This window comes from Shinella sp. (genome assembly GCF_049651085.1).
Taxonomy (GTDB): Bacteria; Pseudomonadota; Alphaproteobacteria; order Rhizobiales; family Rhizobiaceae; genus Shinella.
Genome location: NZ_JBASBL010000004.1, coordinates 305,172 through 320,320 on the forward strand (window position 1 = coordinate 305,172; position 15,149 = coordinate 320,320).

The following is a 15,149-nucleotide window of genomic DNA, read 5'->3' on the forward strand; positions in this document are numbered from 1 at the left end:
CCTGCCTTCGGATTTCGGCTAACGCAATCCGACTGCACGGCGGTTTGCGAACGGGTCTCCGGGAGGCGACCCCAGTTGAGGAGAAAGACCATGAAGAAGCAGATTTTCGCCGGCGCCTTCCTTGCGGCCTCCGTCGCCTTTGCGCCGCTCGCCCATGCAGACATCGTTATCGGCCTCATCGCGCCGCTGACCGGTCCGGTTGCCGCCTATGGCGACCAGGTCAAGAACGGTGCGGAAGCAGCTGTTGCAGAAATCAACAAGAACGGTGGCATTCTCGGCGAGCAGGTCGTGCTCAAGCTGACCGACGACGCGGGCGAGCCCAAGCAGGGCGTTTCGGCTGCCAACCAGATCGTCGGCGAAGGCATCCGCTTCGTCGTCGGCCCGGTCACTTCGGGCGTTGCCATTCCGGCCTCCGACGTGCTGGCTGAAAACGGCATCCTGATGGTCACCCCGACCGCGACCGCACCGGACCTGACGGCCCGCGGCCTCACCAACGTCCTGCGCACCTGCGGTCGTGACGACCAGCAGGCAGAGGTTGCCGCCGCCTATGTACTGGCGAGCCTCAAGGACAAGAAGGTCGCCGTCGTCCATGACAAGGGCGCCTACGGCAAGGGCCTGGCCGATGCCTTCAAGGCAGCCCTCAACAAGGGCGGCGTTACCGAAGCGCTTTACGATTCGGTTACTCCGGGCGACAAGGATTTCAGCGCGCTGATCACCCGCCTCAAGGCTGATGGCGTCGAAGTCATCTATTTCGGCGGCTACCATCCGGAAGGCGGCCTGCTGGCCCGCCAGCTGAAGGACCTCTCGGTCAATGCCACGATCATCGGCGGTGAAGGCCTGTCGAACAGCGAATACTGGGCGATCGGCAACGAAGCTGCTGCCGGCACGCTCTTCACCAACGCATCCGACGCGCTGAAGAGCGCCGATTCCCAGGCGGCTGTCGCTGTCCTCAAGGAAAAGGGCGTCCCGCCGGAAGCCTTCACGCTCAACGCCTATGCCGCCGTCGAAGTTCTGAAGGCCGGCATCGAGAAGGCCGGCAGCGCGGACGATGCGGCTGCCGTCACGGCAGCGCTGAAGTCCGGCGAGGCCATCCCGACCGCCATCGGCAAGCTCACCTACGGCGAAAGCGGCGACCTCACCTCGCAGAGCTTCTCGCTCTTCAAGTGGGAAGACGGCAAGATCGTCGCTGCCGAATAAGGTTTGCGATCTGGAACAGGAAACGCCGGGGTTTTGCCCCGGCGTTTTTGTTTGTGGGAATGAGGCGCGCGCGCCTATCGGCCCGCCCGGAACTTTTCCTTCAGCCGCGCCACATCCGCTGCGCTCCAGTCCGTCACGTCGGTCACCGCGATCCACGGATCGATATAGTGCTCGCCGGCATAGACATGGCCGAGCCCCATCGGCGTTGTGGTCGCCATCGCCATGTCCAGCGTCAGCTGAAGGAAGGTCACGACGGGATACCACTGGAAGTCCGGAGACACGTCCGGCCCGCGTGGCACCGCCATCCAGTCCGGCTGGCGGTAGAAGGAATAGGGATCGTAGAAGACGATCGGGTCGCTGGCATATTGCAGGTAGACGATGCGCATCGGCCCCCAGTGATCGCCCGCCTCGGGCAGGGCGTTGCGCTGGCTGGTGAAGCGCACATAGGAGCCGTCGCGGAAGCGCGGCAGCCAGGCCGGTGTGCCGGGGTCGCGATCGGCCGTCATCTTGCGCCAGATGCGGCTGGGGAAGGGCGGCCCGGCCCACAGCGCGCCCTGATAAGGATCGCCGATCACCTCGAACAGCTCCGCCGACTGCTCCGACGACAGCGTGCCGAGGCTGAGGCCGTAGAGATAGAGCTTCGGGCGGCTTTCCTTCGGCAGGCTCGTCCAGTGGCCGTAGATGGCGTGGAAGAGGGCCCGTGCAGCCTCTGCGCCATAGTCCGGCTCGGCGAGCAGCGAGAGCCAGCTGGCAAGATAGGAATACTGGATGGCGACGCTGGCGATGTCGCCATGGTGCAGATATTCGGCCGTATCGATCCCTTCCGGATCGACCCAGCCGGTGCCGGTCGGCATGACGATGAGCAGGGTAGAGCGCTCGAAGCCGCCGACGCGGATCAATTCCTCGAGGGCGATCTTCGCCCGTGCGTCCGGCGTATCGGCGGCGTTGAGGCCGGCATAGACGCGAAGCGGCTCCAGCGAAGGCTTGCCGGTGAAGCTGGAGATATCCGCCGCGCTCGGCCCGCTCGCAACGAAGGAGCGCCCCATGCGGCCAAGCTCGTTCCAGCGCACCAGAGATGCCTCGCTTCCCGACTTCAGCGGATTGGACGGCTCGGCGGTATCCGGTTCGATCACCTGGTCGAGCCGGCGGAAGGAGGAATCGGCCGTGTGCAGCACGAAGCGCACCAGCAGGCCATCGGCCAGCGTCCAGAACAGGATCGCGGCCAGCGCCGTGCCGATAAGGTAGGAAAGCCGCCGCGGGGCCGCGCGACGCGAGGTGCTGGCAAAGAGGCGGACGAGGAAGGCGAACAGCCGCCCGAGCGCGAACAGCAGGAGAAAGACGGCAAGCGCGATGAGGCCGACATAGAACGGATGGGCCGTCTCTATAGGCGGCAGGTGCATCAGCGTGCGGATGGAATTCTGCCATTCGGCCGTGCGCCAGAGGAAGACGAGCACGACGACGCCGCTGAGGCCGCCGGCAACCGCCTTGAGGGCGAGCTGCACCCGGTCCTTCGGCTCCGGCAGCTCCAGCCAGAACCACAGGGCGGAGAGAAGAACGCCGAGGCCATAGCCGCAGGCCATCGCCACGCCGGAAAGCAGGCCCTGCGTGACATAGGTGCGTGGCAGCAGGCTCGGCGTCAGGGAGGCTGCAAAGAGAAGCGTACCAAGTATGAGCCCCGTGACGGAGAAGGAGAGTAGAAGACGCCAGAACCAATTCCGCACGGCCAGACTTCCTTCCGCTTCGCATGCTTCGTTGCCGCAAACCTTGCATGCCGGCCGCAGCCGCGCAACCCGGCGCCTGCCCCTCAGGAGTTGGGCGAGGACCCTTCCGGCAAGATTCAATTTCGCAAATAAACCGTCGCCCCCTTGTCGGATGGGCGGCGTGCCACACGTCCTTGTCATGTTCTCACCAAAGGAGGAGACGATCATGACCTATGCAGATGGATTTGTGCTGGCCGTGCCGAAGGCCAATATCGAGGCCTACAAGGCGATGGCGCGTGCGGCGGGGGCGGTGTGGAAGGAACATGGTGCGATCGACTATGTCGAATGCATCGGCGACGATGTGCCCTATGGCGAGCTGACCTCGTTTCCCCGCGCCGTGCAGGCGAGCGACGAGGAGGTCGTGATCTTCTCGTGGATCACCTACGAATCGCGCGCGCGCCGCGATGAGATCGTCGCCAAGGTGATGGCCGATCCGCGACTGCAGGGGAACGACTGGAAGGACGTCTTTGACGGCAAGCGCATGATCTATGGCGGCTTTCAGGCCTTCCTCGAGTTGTGAGCGGTGATCGGCTGCGCTATCACCGCATCGATCTCCAGACGAAAGGACTTGCCATGATGAACCTCTACAACGCGATCGTCGGCACCGACACGGACACCAATGCGGGTCTTGCGCGGTTCATGGGCGTCATCATCGCCTTCATCGTGATCGGCGGCACCCTGTTCTGGGCGATTGGCTGAGGCGGACGGCGCGGTGCCGCAGACGATCGTCACGGTCTCGACCCGCGGGCAGGGGCTCTACGAGTTCACCCGCGAGGCCGGGGCTTTCGTGCAGGGTTCGGGCGTGGACGCGGGATTGCTGACGGTTTTCGTGCGCCATACCTCCTGCTCGCTGCTCATCCAGGAAAATGCCGATCCCGATGTCCGGCGCGACCTCGACCAGTTCTTTCGCCGTCTCGTGCCGCCCTCCGACGATCCGTCCATGCGCTGGATCGTCCACACGATGGAAGGGCCGGACGACATGCCGGCCCATATCAAGGCGGCGCTGACACAGGTCTCGATCGGCATCCCGGTCATGGGCGGGCGCCTTGCGCTCGGCACCTGGCAGGGCCTCTATCTCTTCGAGCATCGCGACCGGCCGCACCGGCGCGAAATCGTGCTGCATCTCGGCTCTTGACGGAACTGCGTCATACGATGGAACGTTGCTGCGGGGACCCGCCCGCAGGAGAGAGCCATGTCTGACACAGAAAGCATCAATCACCTCGTCATCGAGGCGCTGAACGCCCGCGATTTCGCCGCGCTCGCCGCCAGGGTCCACGAGGATGTGGCGATTGCCGGCATCGGGGAGGGCAGCGACAACGGGCGCGAGGCGCTGCGCGGCCGGCTTGCCCGCCATTTCGAGGCCTTTGACGAAAGCTATGGCGACGCGCTGGTGATGAGCGATGCGCTGGGCCACAATGTCGCGATCCGCGTGACGGCGCGCGGCAAATCGGCCGGCGGCGCTGCCTATTCGAAGGAGAAGATCCTTTGCCTCGAAGTCGAGGACGGCATGATTACCCGCGTCGCGTTTTTCTCCGGTTCATGAAGTTGAACGCAGGCTGAACGAAGGATTCTGATTTCGTTCAGCCGGGCCGCCCTATGGTCTCCTCAACACCGGACGAAGCGCCCGGTCGGAGCGAACAGGAGAGCCTTCCATGACGAATATTTTCAAAAAGACCATTCTTGCCGCAGTCCTGGGCCTTGGCGCCCTGGCGGCCTCCGTTCCGGCCGCTTCTGCTGCTGGCCTCGAAGTGACCATCGATACGGTCGGTTACCGCAATGGCTTCCTGCAGGTGCAGGACGGTGGCTGGGACCGTGATCGCCGTGGTGGTCATGATCGTGATCGCTGGGATCGCCGCGATGACCGCCGCCACGGTGGCAACTGGGGCCGTCGCGGTCGCTGCTCGCCGGGCCTTGCCGAGGCCAAGGCCCGCGACTTCGGCATGCGTCGCGCCCGCGTCGTCGATGTCTCGCCGCGCCGCGTCGTGGTCGAGGGCTTCCGCCGCGGTGACTATGCCCGCATGGTCTTCATGAACGATCGTGGTTGCCCGATCTGGCGCTAAACAACCGGGCAGGCGCCCTGGCGCCGACCTGAAAGAAGCTGTCCGCCGTGTCACCCCCGGCCCGGTGGACAGCAACCCTCCCGGTCCTGCCGGGAGGGTTTTTGCGTTTTGACGGGGGTTTGGCTAGCGTCGGCTGTGCTGCGGAAAGCGCGCACGGCCTTGATGCTGCCGGAGGGGCGACAATGATGATCCGGATCGCGGGACTTGACGATTTTTCCGCCGTGGAGGCCCTGCTTGGCCGGTCCTATCCGGCCATGATGGCCACGGCCTATGAAGAGCGCGTACTGGCGCGCGCCTTGCCGTTCATGACGAAGGCAAAGGTCGAGCTACTTACATCAGGCACGTTCTATATCGTCGAGGATGAAGGCCATGTCGTCGGCTGCGGCGGCTGGACATCTGGTGCGCCGGGTTCTGGCGAGTCGGTGGAGGGGCTGGCTCATCTGCGGCATTTCGCGGTCGACCCGGCCCGCGCGCGACACGGCATCGGACGGTCGATCTTCACCCAATGCGCGCGCACGGCAAGCGCAGAGGGCGCCGTGCGCTTTCAGGCATTTTCCGGGCTCAACGCAGAACCCTTCTATGCGCGGATGGGGCTCGTGCGGCTGAAGGTCGTTTCCATCCCGATGGGCAGTGACGTGGCTTTCCCGTCCGTCCTCATGGAGGGACCGGTTGGAGGAAGGCCGTAGGCTCGAGCTGCGAACCGCTTTGCGGAAACGAGGAAGGGCCGGTTTCCCGGCCCTTCAAATCGCTGCAAAGTCTTTAAACCTCTCCTGCGTCATGGCGGGGCCTGACCCGGCCATCCACGCTCCGGATGCCGCCCTGGATCCTCGGGGTCGAGCCTGAGGATGACGGCGGCGGGCAGGGGCCGGCAAACCGGCCCCCTTCACCGGTTACTTGCCGAGGGCGAAGGTTACGTTGACGATGACGGAGTAGCTGTTTTCGCCGGTGGCCAGCGGCACCGCGCCGGCTGCGGCATAGTCCTTGGCAACGGCGCGCATCATCGGCATCGGTTCTGCACGATAGCTCGTTTCGGAAATCTCCAGCACGCGGCCGAGGCCGACGCCGGCGGCGTCCGTCAGTTCCTTGGCCTTGGCCATGGCATTCTCGACGGCCTTCTTGCGCGCCGCGCTGACGGCCGTGTCCGGCTTGTCGTTGGTGAAGCGGATGCCGCCACCCTGGTTTGCGCCGAGCGATACGGCCTTGTCGAGGATCTCGCCGAGCTTGCCGAGATCGCGCACGCGCAGCGTCACCGTGTTGGCGACCTGGAAGCCGAGGAGAACCGGCGGCGGGTTTTCGCCCGTCGTGCTCTGGGGATACTGGTACTGCGGGTTGATCGTGAAACCGGAGGTCTGCAGATCGCGCGCCTCGATGCCGGCTTCCTTCAGCGCGGCGAGAATCTCGGCCATCGCCTTGTTGTTTTCGTCGAGCGCCTCGCGGGCGGTCTTGGCAACCTTGACGACGCCGAGATCGATGAGGGCCATGTCGGGGGCCATTTCGGCCGTTCCTTCACCCGTGACGACGATGGTCGCCTCGCGCGGCTTTGCGGTTTCCTGGGCGTGTGCGGCCATCGGAATGGCGGCGGCAAGAGCGAGCGAGAGGGCGACAAGACCGACGCCGGTGCGGCGGCCCAAGGTTCCATGGAACATGCTGAAATGTCTCCTGATAGTTGTGTCCCTTGCACCGTTCTTCGCCCGGCATTGTGTGGAGAATACGGCAGCGCTTGTGAGACGGACAGATTTCGTCTAGACGCTTTCCTGCCGTCGGCTGCCATTGACCGACGGCCCCGGCCACCCGGCCGGAATGGGCCTGTAGCTCAATGGTTAGAGCCGGCGGCTCATAACCGCTTGGTTGGGGGTTCGAGTCCCTCCGGGCCCACCATTTCTTTCTTCGGACGTTGTTTTTCCATCGTTTTTTCCTCGATTTGTCTCACCGGAATTCCGGTTCGATGAAAGTGGGACATTTCTGCGGGCCACGTAGGTTTTCCGACGCTCGAAACCGGCATCAATGATGCGCTTGGATTGGGCGGCTTTCGTGTAGTGCTGCGCCATCTTGGAATCAGACCAGCCGAAGATCGCCATAAGCTGATGTTCGGTCGCGCCAGCCTCGGCGAGGATGGTCGCGGACGCCTTTCTGAGGCCGTGCGACGAGCATTCTGGCAAATCAGCATCATTGCACCACTGGCGCATCTTGTTGCCGAACCCGTTCCCGCTGAACGCCTTGCCATATTCCGTGATAAGGAATGTCGGCTGATCATGTGTGATTGCGTCCAGCGCCTCGCGAAGCTCGTCTGTGACGGGCAGGCTGAGTGACTGCGCGTATTTGCCAGAACCCTTTTCCGGCATGAATTCGATGCGCTCTCCTACGAGGTTCCGCCAGCCGAGTTTGACGAGGTCGGAGCGTCTGACGCCCAAATTCAGCATCAGTTCCATTGCAAGCCGGGCCATCGAGCCGAGCGGATATGCGGCGCGATAGCGCGCCAACTCCGCTTCGCCCCAGGTGTGGAAGCCGGGCGATTTATGGATTTTGGTGACGCCGTTCGCGGGATTAAAGGTCGCAAGTTCAGCGCTGATGGCCCAATTGAAGAGCGCCTTCAGATACTTCACCAGCTTGTCGGCCGCGCCCGGCGTGCCGCTGCGCTTCATCTGACTGGCTTCGATGTCGGATTTGCGAATCTTCTTGAAGGGGAGCTCGCCCACATTGCTGCAATAGCGATTGAGAACGCTCTTCTTGTCTTTTTGCGTGGCCGGGGACTGGCTTTGAAACGCCTTGGACCGATAATAGTTCTCGACCAGCCAGCGAACCGAGCCGGGCTCCAGTCTTGAAATCGGGACCGTCTTTTCACCACGATCGCCGGCCAGAACGCGATGATATTCCTCGGTAAATGCCTGGGTAACGCTGCCGGCCTCATCCAGATAGGCGGACGTCATCCGGTACTTCGGCATGCCTGGAAGGCGGAGATAAAACCGCTCATTGCCGTGCCGATCGACATCCCGTGAGCAGAATTTGAAGGGGACGCGCTGATTACCCGACCGCGTAATCAAACGGATTTTCGCCATCGTCTTCGTCTCCGCTCAAGCCCTGTTCTTTGATGTCGTACCAGGACGCCCGGATTTCCTCGGCATCCCAACGGCGCAGTGCGCCGATCTTCACGCCTTTCGGCATAAGGCCACGGCGAACCCAGTCGTCAAAGGTGCCCGTCGAGACGTCGAGAAGTTCCGCCGCACGGACGCGGCTGACTGCGACCTTGTAAATGGGGCGTGGGGCCAGCGCTTCAGCTTGCTGCTTCATGTACCGCTCCTCACGCTCTGGAGGCGCTATCAACAAGCGCCAAAGCCTTATGCTTGGGCTCGACCATATTCGCCGCAAGATACTCATCCACGGCGTTTTCCGGCAGGAACAGACTTCCACCGATCCGCACATGGCGGATTTCCTGCTTGGCGATTAGATTCCGGATACGTGCGATCGGCCATCCGGAACGGTCTGCGAGCTGTTTGGGGGACAAGAGTTGCGCCTGCATTGGAAATTCACCTCCAACTGATGATAGAATGATATGAACCCGAAAGAATCACATCAAGCTCAAAAATGCAACGCGATTATCAGAAAAATAATAATTCGACGCAAGACACGCTGCTCATTCAGATGGGCAAACGTTTGGCGATGATCCGGGAAAATTCGGGATTGAAACAGATCCCCTTTGCGGAAGCGCTTGAGGTCTCACAGGGCGGCTACAATACCTACGAGCGCGGCCAGCGAGAGATCCCCGTTCGCGTACTGCGCGCGCTCTACACGAAGTTCAACGTCAATCCAGTCTGGATGATGACCGGGGAAGGCAGCCCCTACAATCGGGATACGGTCGATCTGTATCATGACGTCACGAACCAAGTTGATGCCTTTATCGTGCGGGAAAACTGTCAGGTGGAACCGGATAAGCGCTTGAAGCTCATCCGGTTCCTGATCGACTACGCCGAACAACACGGCGAATTCACAGAGGAAATTGCAGAGAAATATCTGAGGTCAGCAATATGAGTAAGTCGAGCTTTGAACAGAAAATCGAACAGGGTTTTTACACGATCGGACGCCAGCGCGATCAATTGGCATCCGAAAAGCGAAAGTTGGCAAGGCGATTGCGCTATGCCCAGCATTCGGCCCGGCTCACGAGCCTTTCAAAGCAATACGATTTCGGGATGGTCTTCTTCGCAGCAATCGGAGCTGTCTTGCTCATTGTGTTTGATGGGAGAGGCGACTCCGATGCTTGGTTGACACCTGTGCTGAGCCTGTCCCTCATGCTGTTCGCCTGCGGTAGTGCGTTGCGTGGCCGGAAGATGGTCAGCCGGATCAGAAGCTTCCATGACCGCTTCGGTAGCTGGCAGTTCTAACGGCAAATATTCAACCCACTTTGATGGGTTGAATAATTTAAGAAAATGCATTATTTGAACCATTGAAAGGGTCAATTAATGCGCCTAACGCTCCAAACCAATTTTGATGGCCAGTGGCATCACACCGCGACGCTAGAACTCAAGGACGACGCGGCCGGCTTCCAGGGCGCGTCGATCGTCGATTACGATCTCGACTATTTCGTCACCGTGGCGTCGGCGGAATTTGCGGCCGGAAAGACGGTCCGCGACCATCGCGCCTTGTCAGTCCGTTACCCCGTTGATCTTGAAAATCGATATAGTCGCAGTTGGCCGCCTTTCCTGTTGGATCTTATGCCCCAGGGGCATGCAAGGCGAAAGCTTGCAGAGCACCTCGGCCTTGCTGAAGGCTCGCGCGCTTCTGATCTCCCGCTGCTTCTGCGATCGGCAACGGGCGGCATAGGCAATATTCGGATCAAAGAAGCGGCAGACGCCGAAATTGAACGGCTGCGCGGTGTTGAGCGCCAAGGGGTTACAGAAGCGGAGATCCTTGAGCGGTCGGACCGCTTTATGGAAGTCGCCGATCGCTTCGGAATGCTCGCCTCCGGCTCAAGCGGCCTGCAAGGGGAATGGCCAAAGGTCTCGATGACCCAGGCGAATGACGGGCTCTATTATCCCGACAGCTTCGTGACCGATGATGAGGCCGTGCGCCACGTCATCGTCAAGCTAGTACGCAGCAACGAGCCTGTGGACCGCCTGATTCTCGAAGGCGAAGCCCTTTATTCGCGGATCGCTCAAGAGATCGGTCTGAATGTCAGCGAACCATCAACCTATTCTGAAGGCGTCCTGATCATTCACCGTTTCGACCGGAAAAAGAGAGAAGGCGGCGGCACCGTGCGGCTTGGCCAGGAAAGCCTGGTATCCGCGATCGGCGTTGCCGATTTTGGCCATGTCGGCACGCACGAGGCGTATATTGATGTTCTGCGCCAATTTTCGGCCGATCCCTTCGCGGACATCGTCGAATACCTGAAGCGCGACATCGCCAACCTCGCGCTTGGCAATCCCGACAATCACGGCCGGAATTCCGCTCTCAGCAAGCATCAGGACGGCACGATCCGCCTGTCTCCGCTCTTTGATTTCGCACCAATGCGGCTCGCCAAAGAGGGAATCGTTCGTTCCACCCGCTGGGCCATGATGCGTGATGGTGGTCGGGACCATCTTCCCGATTGGAAGCGCATTTGCGCCGAACTGATTCCTGATCCTGCAGAGCAGAAGGCTCTTGCGGCCACGCTTTGCGACTTTGCCGAACACCTGCGGCAGTCGCCGGCCATGGCGAACGATATGGGTGCGTCTCCGGAAATTCCAGAACGAGCAATGGTACGCTGCATTGAAATCACGGACAACGTTCTGGCGGCGTGCCAGTGATGCAGGGGGACAGCTAAATGGCTCGCTGGAAGAAACCCACGAAAGACGAGATTCTTGAAAACCGGCGAGCACTGGCAGAGCGTGCTCGAACAGGTGACTTAAGGCTGCCCAGCGCGATTGCGGAAATTCGCAAAGGGTTTGGCATGACACAGGAGGAGTTCGCCAAAACGCTGTCGCTCACCAGGCGCCAAGTTGCTGAGATGGAAGCTGGTACGGCAAACCCAACGCTCGAAACGCTAGATAGAATAGGTCGATTGTTCGGCTTTAGTGTGGGGTTTGTGCCAAAAGCACCAAACCACAATGGGCTCTCGCAATCTCGGACGGCAGACCGTTGATGCCAGCATAAGGGCGTCTCAGCGTCTCCTCTAAATTTTTGATCATCTACTCAGCCTGCAAGCTCAGAGAAGCTAAACGAAAAGTCTATCCTCCTCCCATCAGCCACCGCGTCTAAGTTGGTAGAAGGCTTGGAATGGGACGTTGTGGAATGACGCCAGACCATCACAGATGGCGAAAGCTGTAATGCAATCACGATTGAAATAGCGGCAAAAATCTTAGGACCGAGCGGCAGCAGTAGGACATCCCGCTCCCTAAGTTCCACCTCTATCAAGCTTCTAAGGCTTTGATATAATTCAAAAGGAGTCAACAAATCATAGGGAAGAAGAAAGTCCGGATTGTCTAAGAAGCTAAATCCCAGGTTGTTTTTGTAAATAGCCTCTTCGAAGCGGCTGTCAGTGCCAACCGGATGGAAGCAATACACTCTTTCTGGCTCCAGAACGTCTATCGCCCCAATAATACGTCCGTACTCGTAACCAGCGCCGACTATCAGAGAGAGAGCGTCTCTTGAATATGAAGCTTCGCCGACAAAACGAGACGTAACCGGCGCGAAAGTTAGCACTTGCTCCAAGACGGCCGTTGGTTCGACAAATGTCTGAGGATAGTAAATAATATCCACATTTGATATAGACGCCCTTAAATCGAAAAGAGCCTCAAGAACTTTCGCCATAACCCGTCGATCTAGAGAGGTTACGTCGAGCAAAACACTTTTCTTTGGGCCGCCAAATATCCGAGATTCTATTGCCTTAATAAGATCAGATATATTTTTAAATAAATTGCAATCCGTACCCTGTACGAATTCAATATTTTTAGGGTACGAGAGCCTATCGCCACAACCGTAATCAAGCAATAGTTTCTCTCGGCTCAGCATCGATACATTATATGTGCGCAATGCCTCGGATGATCTTAACTCGTAACCAACACAGCCGATGAATATATCTGGGGCCACACTTGATGGCTGTAGCAATTTCAAACTAATCATTCACGCCACCCCAATTCAATAGATCGGGCTGATCGTTAAATTTTGCGCTCTTCTGTGGAGGTTCGGACAAAATCCGTTCCTGGCCCGTAATTGTCGGAAGCTTATAAAAAGGCGCTAGCCGATGTGATATTCGCAAACGACATCCTTCTAGGTCAAACAGGAGATTTTTCCCGCTCGCCTGCTCCTCAACTATAATGGCCCCCGAATTTATCGCGGAAATCATTGCTCTGCGCATGCTCACGTTGAGATTTTTAATCTTGTAACTAAGCGCCGGCTCAGCAGGGAAATCATTGCCGTATAAAGAGTTGGCAAGAGAATAACCTAGAAGATCGATAAGTTGGAGAGTGGATAGAGCTGTTCCATTTGCGTTCGCTGTGTCGGCAGATTGGGAGGCAACAAGTGCTCGGAAACGATCAACATTTTGAGAAATCGCTTTATTTTGGGCTACCCGTGAGTCTATCCCGGAACGCATATCCTGAAGTAATTCATTAAGATAATACTTTATTGCTCTAGGATTTCCCTCTGTAAGAGAGATGACTTGGTCGAAACCATGATAGTATCCAAAGCCCTTTACGGATGATCTACGAACGCTATCTCCCCTCGCGCTCGACTTTGTCTTTGACAAATAATAGGCCCGGAGCTCAGCGATGGGGAAAATCTTCCGAATGGTCTGCGCTCTAGAAGCCTCCCCCGTGACTTTTTCTACGTCGTCTTCATTGTGGACGCCCTTGCTCTCCATATAGGCCTTAAAGGATTGGTCTCCTGCTCGATGCACAACGTGTTGGTAAATGGCTTTCGGCTGCCTCACAAACCCGTCATCAGAAAAGCGCCTGGTACCATGAAGTATGGCGTTCGAGCTATTCAAGTAGGCAATAAACTCGCCAAAGGCGATATTGCGGACCTCGCATTCCGATCGGACTATGTTCCTGGCAAACGAGTAATCCGGGTTAGAAAACTTGCTGGAAAGCACTACGGTGTGAAAATCTTGTGCCGGATTTGGACTGGCCATACCAGAGTGATCAGCCGAATGCTGGTCGATAAAATCTACGTACGGAAAAAGGGAAAGCTTAATAGCTGTCCGCTGGTCGAAAGAGCGAAGACTTTCATAGAGATCTGCAAGAACTCGCTTTGGGGCAATCTCCATTTCATCAAAGCTGATTGTCCAGCGTTTTAGACCGGCGAACTTATCAGTTATGTCGAGAAATGCCCTTAGCATGACGAGGAAATCCAGACGCCCCCCTTTGCGAAGCTCATCCAAAGTGTCCCTTGAGGATATCGCGGCTCGAAACTGATTCACCCGCTTGAGCAGATCAAGCTTGAGCCCTAGGAGCGAACTTGGCCTGCCAGGAAGTTGCCAAATTTCAGCACATGCAGTAGCAATTTTGCGCTCATTCGAGTCGTTGAAGTCTGCCAACCATGGGTAGCTAACCTCATCTTTTAGACTTCTTTTGAGATCGCGATTCTCGTCGATTGATGAAACGACATGGTAAAGGCAGTGGTCGCAGAACAGGCCGCTGGAAATGAGATCGCGATCGCTCTCATCTCCAATCTCCTCGTTAATCACATGAGACGTGCCCTTCCAGATCGATTCTGCTGGGATGTAGATCGGCGTATAGTTGAAATCAATTTTCTTGAGCCTTTCTGCAACATCTTTTCTTTGATGGAGGGTTACCAGTCCCTGAGCAGTGAGCGTCTTTAGAAGAGTGGTTTTACCGATACCACGGGGGCCGATCAAAACCGTATTTTGATAGGCCGCCACCTCCTCGAAATATTCTGGCATTACGAAAGTGGCCGCAATCTGGCTTGGTGATGAATTGCGAGCGTTGAATTGGGTGACAACAACCATCAGCTTGCCTCAATCATCGCTTGGATTGTGGACTGGTGAGCCACAAGCATGCGTTTGTATTTTTTCATAAGAATTTCATTTAAGTCATCAAATTGACTCATCGGCAGAAATTCGAGATCTGGACAACCGGTGAACAACTCCTGGCGAGCAACCTTGGATGTTAGAGGGATACCAGCCAGTTCAGCGGCAAGCTTTTCTAATGAAATTTCCGGGCCAAACGCCTGACGAAAGGGCATGGTATCCAACTTGCTTTTCGTCCACGCGGGAGAAGCCCAATTCCAAGAGTATATCGCGCCCGAGGGAAATAGGCTTTTATTAGTATCAAATTCCAATATGTGAAACTGGTTGTAAAATCCGGTCGTTTGATTTGGATAAGGGCGAGCTGCGAAAGTAGCAGACGAAAAAATTATAGGCGGCCTCAACCCTTTTGAGTGCCGTTTAATATTAACTTGATGCTTGTGCCCGTGGACAACAATACAGTTCTTGTCTGTATCTCCAATTTCAGCCAGCAATTGCGCCCCAGAGGACATTTGATCTTGTTCTATATCCAATATGTCATCGACCTTAATTGGATGGTGATGCATAATGATCACCACATGGCTCAAGGTTGAAGCGCGTATTTGCGCCAATATCTCTTGCCTCATCGTGTCACTGACGTGACCGACGTTCCATATTTTTTCTGACGTCTTGTCGTCTTTTCCAAGCCCGTGCCATCGGCACGTGTCTACAGCAATAAGCAGGCATCGTTCGAATTCTTTCGAGGCCACACCGTTTTGAAAATAAGCCGCGCTGAACGCTTCTTCCTTATTCGGAAATCTGGGGCTAATATTTTTCAGAAAGTCCGTTCTGTTTTCGGCATCCTCTATCGAATCCACGCGGGAAAGCAGATCGTGATTTCCGGTTATTCCAACTATATCAGGGACATTCAGCTTTCGACCCAGCTCGTGCAAATCCGTCCATGCTTGAAGCATAGGCAGCCGCTTGGACTGGTGCGCCATGTCTCCCAGGCACAATATCGCGTCAATGCTGCCATGAAAATCCGAGACCGCCTGCTCGATAGCCATAATTGGATTGCGAGATGGGACGCGTTCTTCGATGAAGAAGGAACTACCTTGGGAACCTGCATAGCCCCCCTGCACGTCTTTTAATTCCTTGGACATACAGTGGATGTCGCTAACAATTATGAAGCGCATA

At 57.6% G+C, this 15,149-nt stretch carries 19 protein-coding genes, 1 tRNA gene and 1 pseudogene; 13 read left to right on the forward strand and 8 right to left on the reverse strand.

From position 1 onward, the window contains the following. The first annotated feature begins 90 nt into the window (after positions 1-90). Positions 91-1,197 (forward strand): branched-chain amino acid ABC transporter substrate-binding protein, encoded by a 1,107-nt coding sequence (locus tag WA950_RS01925; RefSeq protein WP_424549979.1) that lies wholly within the window; start codon positions 91-93, stop codon positions 1,195-1,197. A gap of 74 nt (positions 1,198-1,271) precedes the next feature. Here WA950_RS01925 and WA950_RS01930 read toward each other — a convergent pair whose 3' ends face one another. Then, entirely contained in the window at positions 1,272-2,924 is a 1,653-nt protein-coding gene (locus WA950_RS01930) for an alpha/beta hydrolase (protein WP_424550060.1), read from the reverse strand. Positions 2,925-3,123: 199 nt separating this feature from the next. Here WA950_RS01930 and WA950_RS01935 point away from each other — a divergent pair, with 199 nt between their 5' ends. The 6 genes from WA950_RS01935 (at position 3,124) to WA950_RS01960 (ending at position 5,703) form a co-directional block, all read left to right on the forward strand. After that, entirely contained in the window at positions 3,124-3,477 is a 354-nt protein-coding gene (locus WA950_RS01935; protein WP_424549980.1) for a DUF1428 domain-containing protein, read from the forward strand. Then, on the forward strand, positions 3,474-3,656 hold the full coding sequence (locus tag WA950_RS01940; RefSeq protein ID WP_424549981.1) for a hypothetical protein: 183 nt from the start codon (positions 3,474-3,476) through the stop codon (positions 3,654-3,656). The genes WA950_RS01935 and WA950_RS01940 overlap by 4 nt, the downstream gene beginning before the upstream one ends. Before the next feature lie 13 nt (positions 3,657-3,669). Then, complete coding sequence (locus WA950_RS01945; protein ID WP_424549982.1) at positions 3,670-4,092, forward strand: secondary thiamine-phosphate synthase enzyme YjbQ; 423 nt, start codon at positions 3,670-3,672, stop codon at positions 4,090-4,092. A gap of 57 nt (positions 4,093-4,149) precedes the next feature. Beyond that, positions 4,150-4,500, forward strand: a complete 351-nt coding sequence (locus WA950_RS01950; protein WP_424549983.1) for a nuclear transport factor 2 family protein — start codon at positions 4,150-4,152, stop codon at positions 4,498-4,500. 109 nt (positions 4,501-4,609) lie between these two features. Then, positions 4,610-5,017, forward strand: a complete 408-nt coding sequence (locus WA950_RS01955) for a hypothetical protein (RefSeq protein WP_424549984.1) — start codon at positions 4,610-4,612, stop codon at positions 5,015-5,017. Between the two features lie 182 nt (positions 5,018-5,199). Further along, on the forward strand, positions 5,200-5,703 hold the full coding sequence (locus tag WA950_RS01960; RefSeq protein WP_424549985.1) for a GNAT family N-acetyltransferase: 504 nt from the start codon (positions 5,200-5,202) through the stop codon (positions 5,701-5,703). A gap of 204 nt (positions 5,704-5,907) precedes the next feature. Here WA950_RS01960 and WA950_RS01965 read toward each other — a convergent pair whose 3' ends face one another. Next, positions 5,908-6,663 (reverse strand): SIMPL domain-containing protein, encoded by a 756-nt coding sequence (locus WA950_RS01965; protein WP_424549986.1) that lies wholly within the window; start codon positions 6,661-6,663, stop codon positions 5,908-5,910. 156 nt (positions 6,664-6,819) lie between these two features. On the opposite strand from WA950_RS01965, the gene WA950_RS01970 reads away from it, so the two are divergent. After that, positions 6,820-6,895, forward strand: a tRNA-Ile gene (locus tag WA950_RS01970). 200 nt (positions 6,896-7,095) lie between these two features. Here the strand turns inward: WA950_RS01970 and WA950_RS01975 are convergent. Then, positions 7,096-7,461, reverse strand: a pseudogene (locus WA950_RS01975) (tyrosine-type recombinase/integrase); the annotation flags it as partial. 72 nt (positions 7,462-7,533) lie between these two features. Between WA950_RS01975 and WA950_RS01980 the strand changes: the two are divergent. Then, positions 7,534-7,839 (forward strand): hypothetical protein, encoded by a 306-nt coding sequence (locus tag WA950_RS01980; RefSeq protein ID WP_424549987.1) that lies wholly within the window; start codon positions 7,534-7,536, stop codon positions 7,837-7,839. Positions 7,840-8,038: 199 nt separating this feature from the next. Here the strand turns inward: WA950_RS01980 and WA950_RS01985 are convergent, their stop codons facing one another. Continuing rightward, a complete protein-coding gene (locus tag WA950_RS01985) occupies positions 8,039-8,305 on the reverse strand; it encodes a helix-turn-helix transcriptional regulator (protein WP_027487993.1) in 267 nt (88 codons plus the stop codon). A 10-nt stretch (positions 8,306-8,315) separates the two neighbouring features. Continuing rightward, positions 8,316-8,534, reverse strand: a complete 219-nt coding sequence (locus WA950_RS01990; protein WP_424549988.1) for a helix-turn-helix domain-containing protein — start codon at positions 8,532-8,534, stop codon at positions 8,316-8,318. A 65-nt stretch (positions 8,535-8,599) separates the two neighbouring features. Here WA950_RS01990 and WA950_RS01995 point away from each other — a divergent pair, with 65 nt between their 5' ends. The 4 genes from WA950_RS01995 (at position 8,600) to WA950_RS02010 (ending at position 11,129) form a co-directional block, all read left to right on the forward strand. Then, positions 8,600-9,043 carry a helix-turn-helix domain-containing protein gene (locus WA950_RS01995; protein WP_424549989.1) on the forward strand — a complete coding sequence of 148 codons (444 nt, stop codon included), beginning with the start codon at positions 8,600-8,602 and terminating at the stop codon, positions 9,041-9,043. After that, positions 9,040-9,393 carry a hypothetical protein gene (locus tag WA950_RS02000; RefSeq protein ID WP_424549990.1) on the forward strand — a complete coding sequence of 118 codons (354 nt, stop codon included), beginning with the start codon at positions 9,040-9,042 and terminating at the stop codon, positions 9,391-9,393. The genes WA950_RS01995 and WA950_RS02000 overlap by 4 nt, the downstream gene beginning before the upstream one ends. A 78-nt stretch (positions 9,394-9,471) precedes the next feature. Then, positions 9,472-10,794, forward strand: a complete 1,323-nt coding sequence (locus WA950_RS02005; protein WP_424549991.1) for a type II toxin-antitoxin system HipA family toxin — start codon at positions 9,472-9,474, stop codon at positions 10,792-10,794. A gap of 17 nt (positions 10,795-10,811) precedes the next feature. Further along, positions 10,812-11,129: a helix-turn-helix transcriptional regulator gene (locus tag WA950_RS02010; protein WP_424549992.1), complete on the forward strand. Its 318-nt coding sequence runs from the start codon at positions 10,812-10,814 to the stop codon at positions 11,127-11,129. A gap of 50 nt (positions 11,130-11,179) precedes the next feature. Here the strand turns inward: WA950_RS02010 and WA950_RS02015 are convergent, their stop codons facing one another. From WA950_RS02015 to WA950_RS02025, 3 genes are read right to left on the reverse strand one after another with little or no spacing between them, the layout of a single operon-like run. Then, positions 11,180-12,109: a hypothetical protein gene (locus WA950_RS02015; protein ID WP_424549993.1), complete on the reverse strand. Its 930-nt coding sequence runs from the start codon at positions 12,107-12,109 to the stop codon at positions 11,180-11,182. Then, a complete protein-coding gene (locus tag WA950_RS02020) occupies positions 12,102-13,955 on the reverse strand; it encodes a hypothetical protein (RefSeq protein WP_424549994.1) in 1,854 nt (617 codons plus the stop codon). Before WA950_RS02020 ends, WA950_RS02015 begins: the two co-directional genes overlap by 8 nt. Then, on the reverse strand, positions 13,955-15,148 hold the full coding sequence (locus WA950_RS02025; protein WP_424549995.1) for a metallophosphoesterase family protein: 1,194 nt from the start codon (positions 15,146-15,148) through the stop codon (positions 13,955-13,957). The genes WA950_RS02020 and WA950_RS02025 overlap by 1 nt, the downstream gene beginning before the upstream one ends. Position 15,149 lies beyond the last annotated feature (1 nt).

Coding starts and splice junctions, on each gene's coding strand:
- WA950_RS01990 (WP_424549988.1), bottom strand. CDS start 8,534: ATGCAGGCGCAACTCTTGTCCCCCAAACAGCTCGCAGACCGTTCCGGA.
- WA950_RS02000 (WP_424549990.1), top strand. CDS start 9,040: ATGAGTAAGTCGAGCTTTGAACAGAAAATCGAACAGGGTTTTTACACG.
- WA950_RS02015 (WP_424549993.1), bottom strand. CDS start 12,109: ATGATTAGTTTGAAATTGCTACAGCCATCAAGTGTGGCCCCAGATATA.
- WA950_RS02010 (WP_424549992.1), top strand. CDS start 10,812: ATGGCTCGCTGGAAGAAACCCACGAAAGACGAGATTCTTGAAAACCGG.
- WA950_RS02025 (WP_424549995.1), bottom strand. CDS start 15,148: ATGCGCTTCATAATTGTTAGCGACATCCACTGTATGTCCAAGGAATTA.
- WA950_RS02020 (WP_424549994.1), bottom strand. CDS start 13,955: ATGGTTGTTGTCACCCAATTCAACGCTCGCAATTCATCACCAAGCCAG.
- WA950_RS01995 (WP_424549989.1), top strand. CDS start 8,600: ATGCAACGCGATTATCAGAAAAATAATAATTCGACGCAAGACACGCTG.
- WA950_RS02005 (WP_424549991.1), top strand. CDS start 9,472: ATGCGCCTAACGCTCCAAACCAATTTTGATGGCCAGTGGCATCACACC.
- WA950_RS01985 (WP_027487993.1), bottom strand. CDS start 8,305: ATGAAGCAGCAAGCTGAAGCGCTGGCCCCACGCCCCATTTACAAGGTC.
- WA950_RS01965 (WP_424549986.1), bottom strand. CDS start 6,663: ATGTTCCATGGAACCTTGGGCCGCCGCACCGGCGTCGGTCTTGTCGCC.
- WA950_RS01980 (WP_424549987.1), top strand. CDS start 7,534: ATGGATTTTGGTGACGCCGTTCGCGGGATTAAAGGTCGCAAGTTCAGC.
- WA950_RS01935 (WP_424549980.1), top strand. CDS start 3,124: ATGACCTATGCAGATGGATTTGTGCTGGCCGTGCCGAAGGCCAATATC.
- WA950_RS01950 (WP_424549983.1), top strand. CDS start 4,150: ATGTCTGACACAGAAAGCATCAATCACCTCGTCATCGAGGCGCTGAAC.
- WA950_RS01925 (WP_424549979.1), top strand. CDS start 91: ATGAAGAAGCAGATTTTCGCCGGCGCCTTCCTTGCGGCCTCCGTCGCC.
- WA950_RS01960 (WP_424549985.1), top strand. CDS start 5,200: ATGATGATCCGGATCGCGGGACTTGACGATTTTTCCGCCGTGGAGGCC.
- WA950_RS01955 (WP_424549984.1), top strand. CDS start 4,610: ATGACGAATATTTTCAAAAAGACCATTCTTGCCGCAGTCCTGGGCCTT.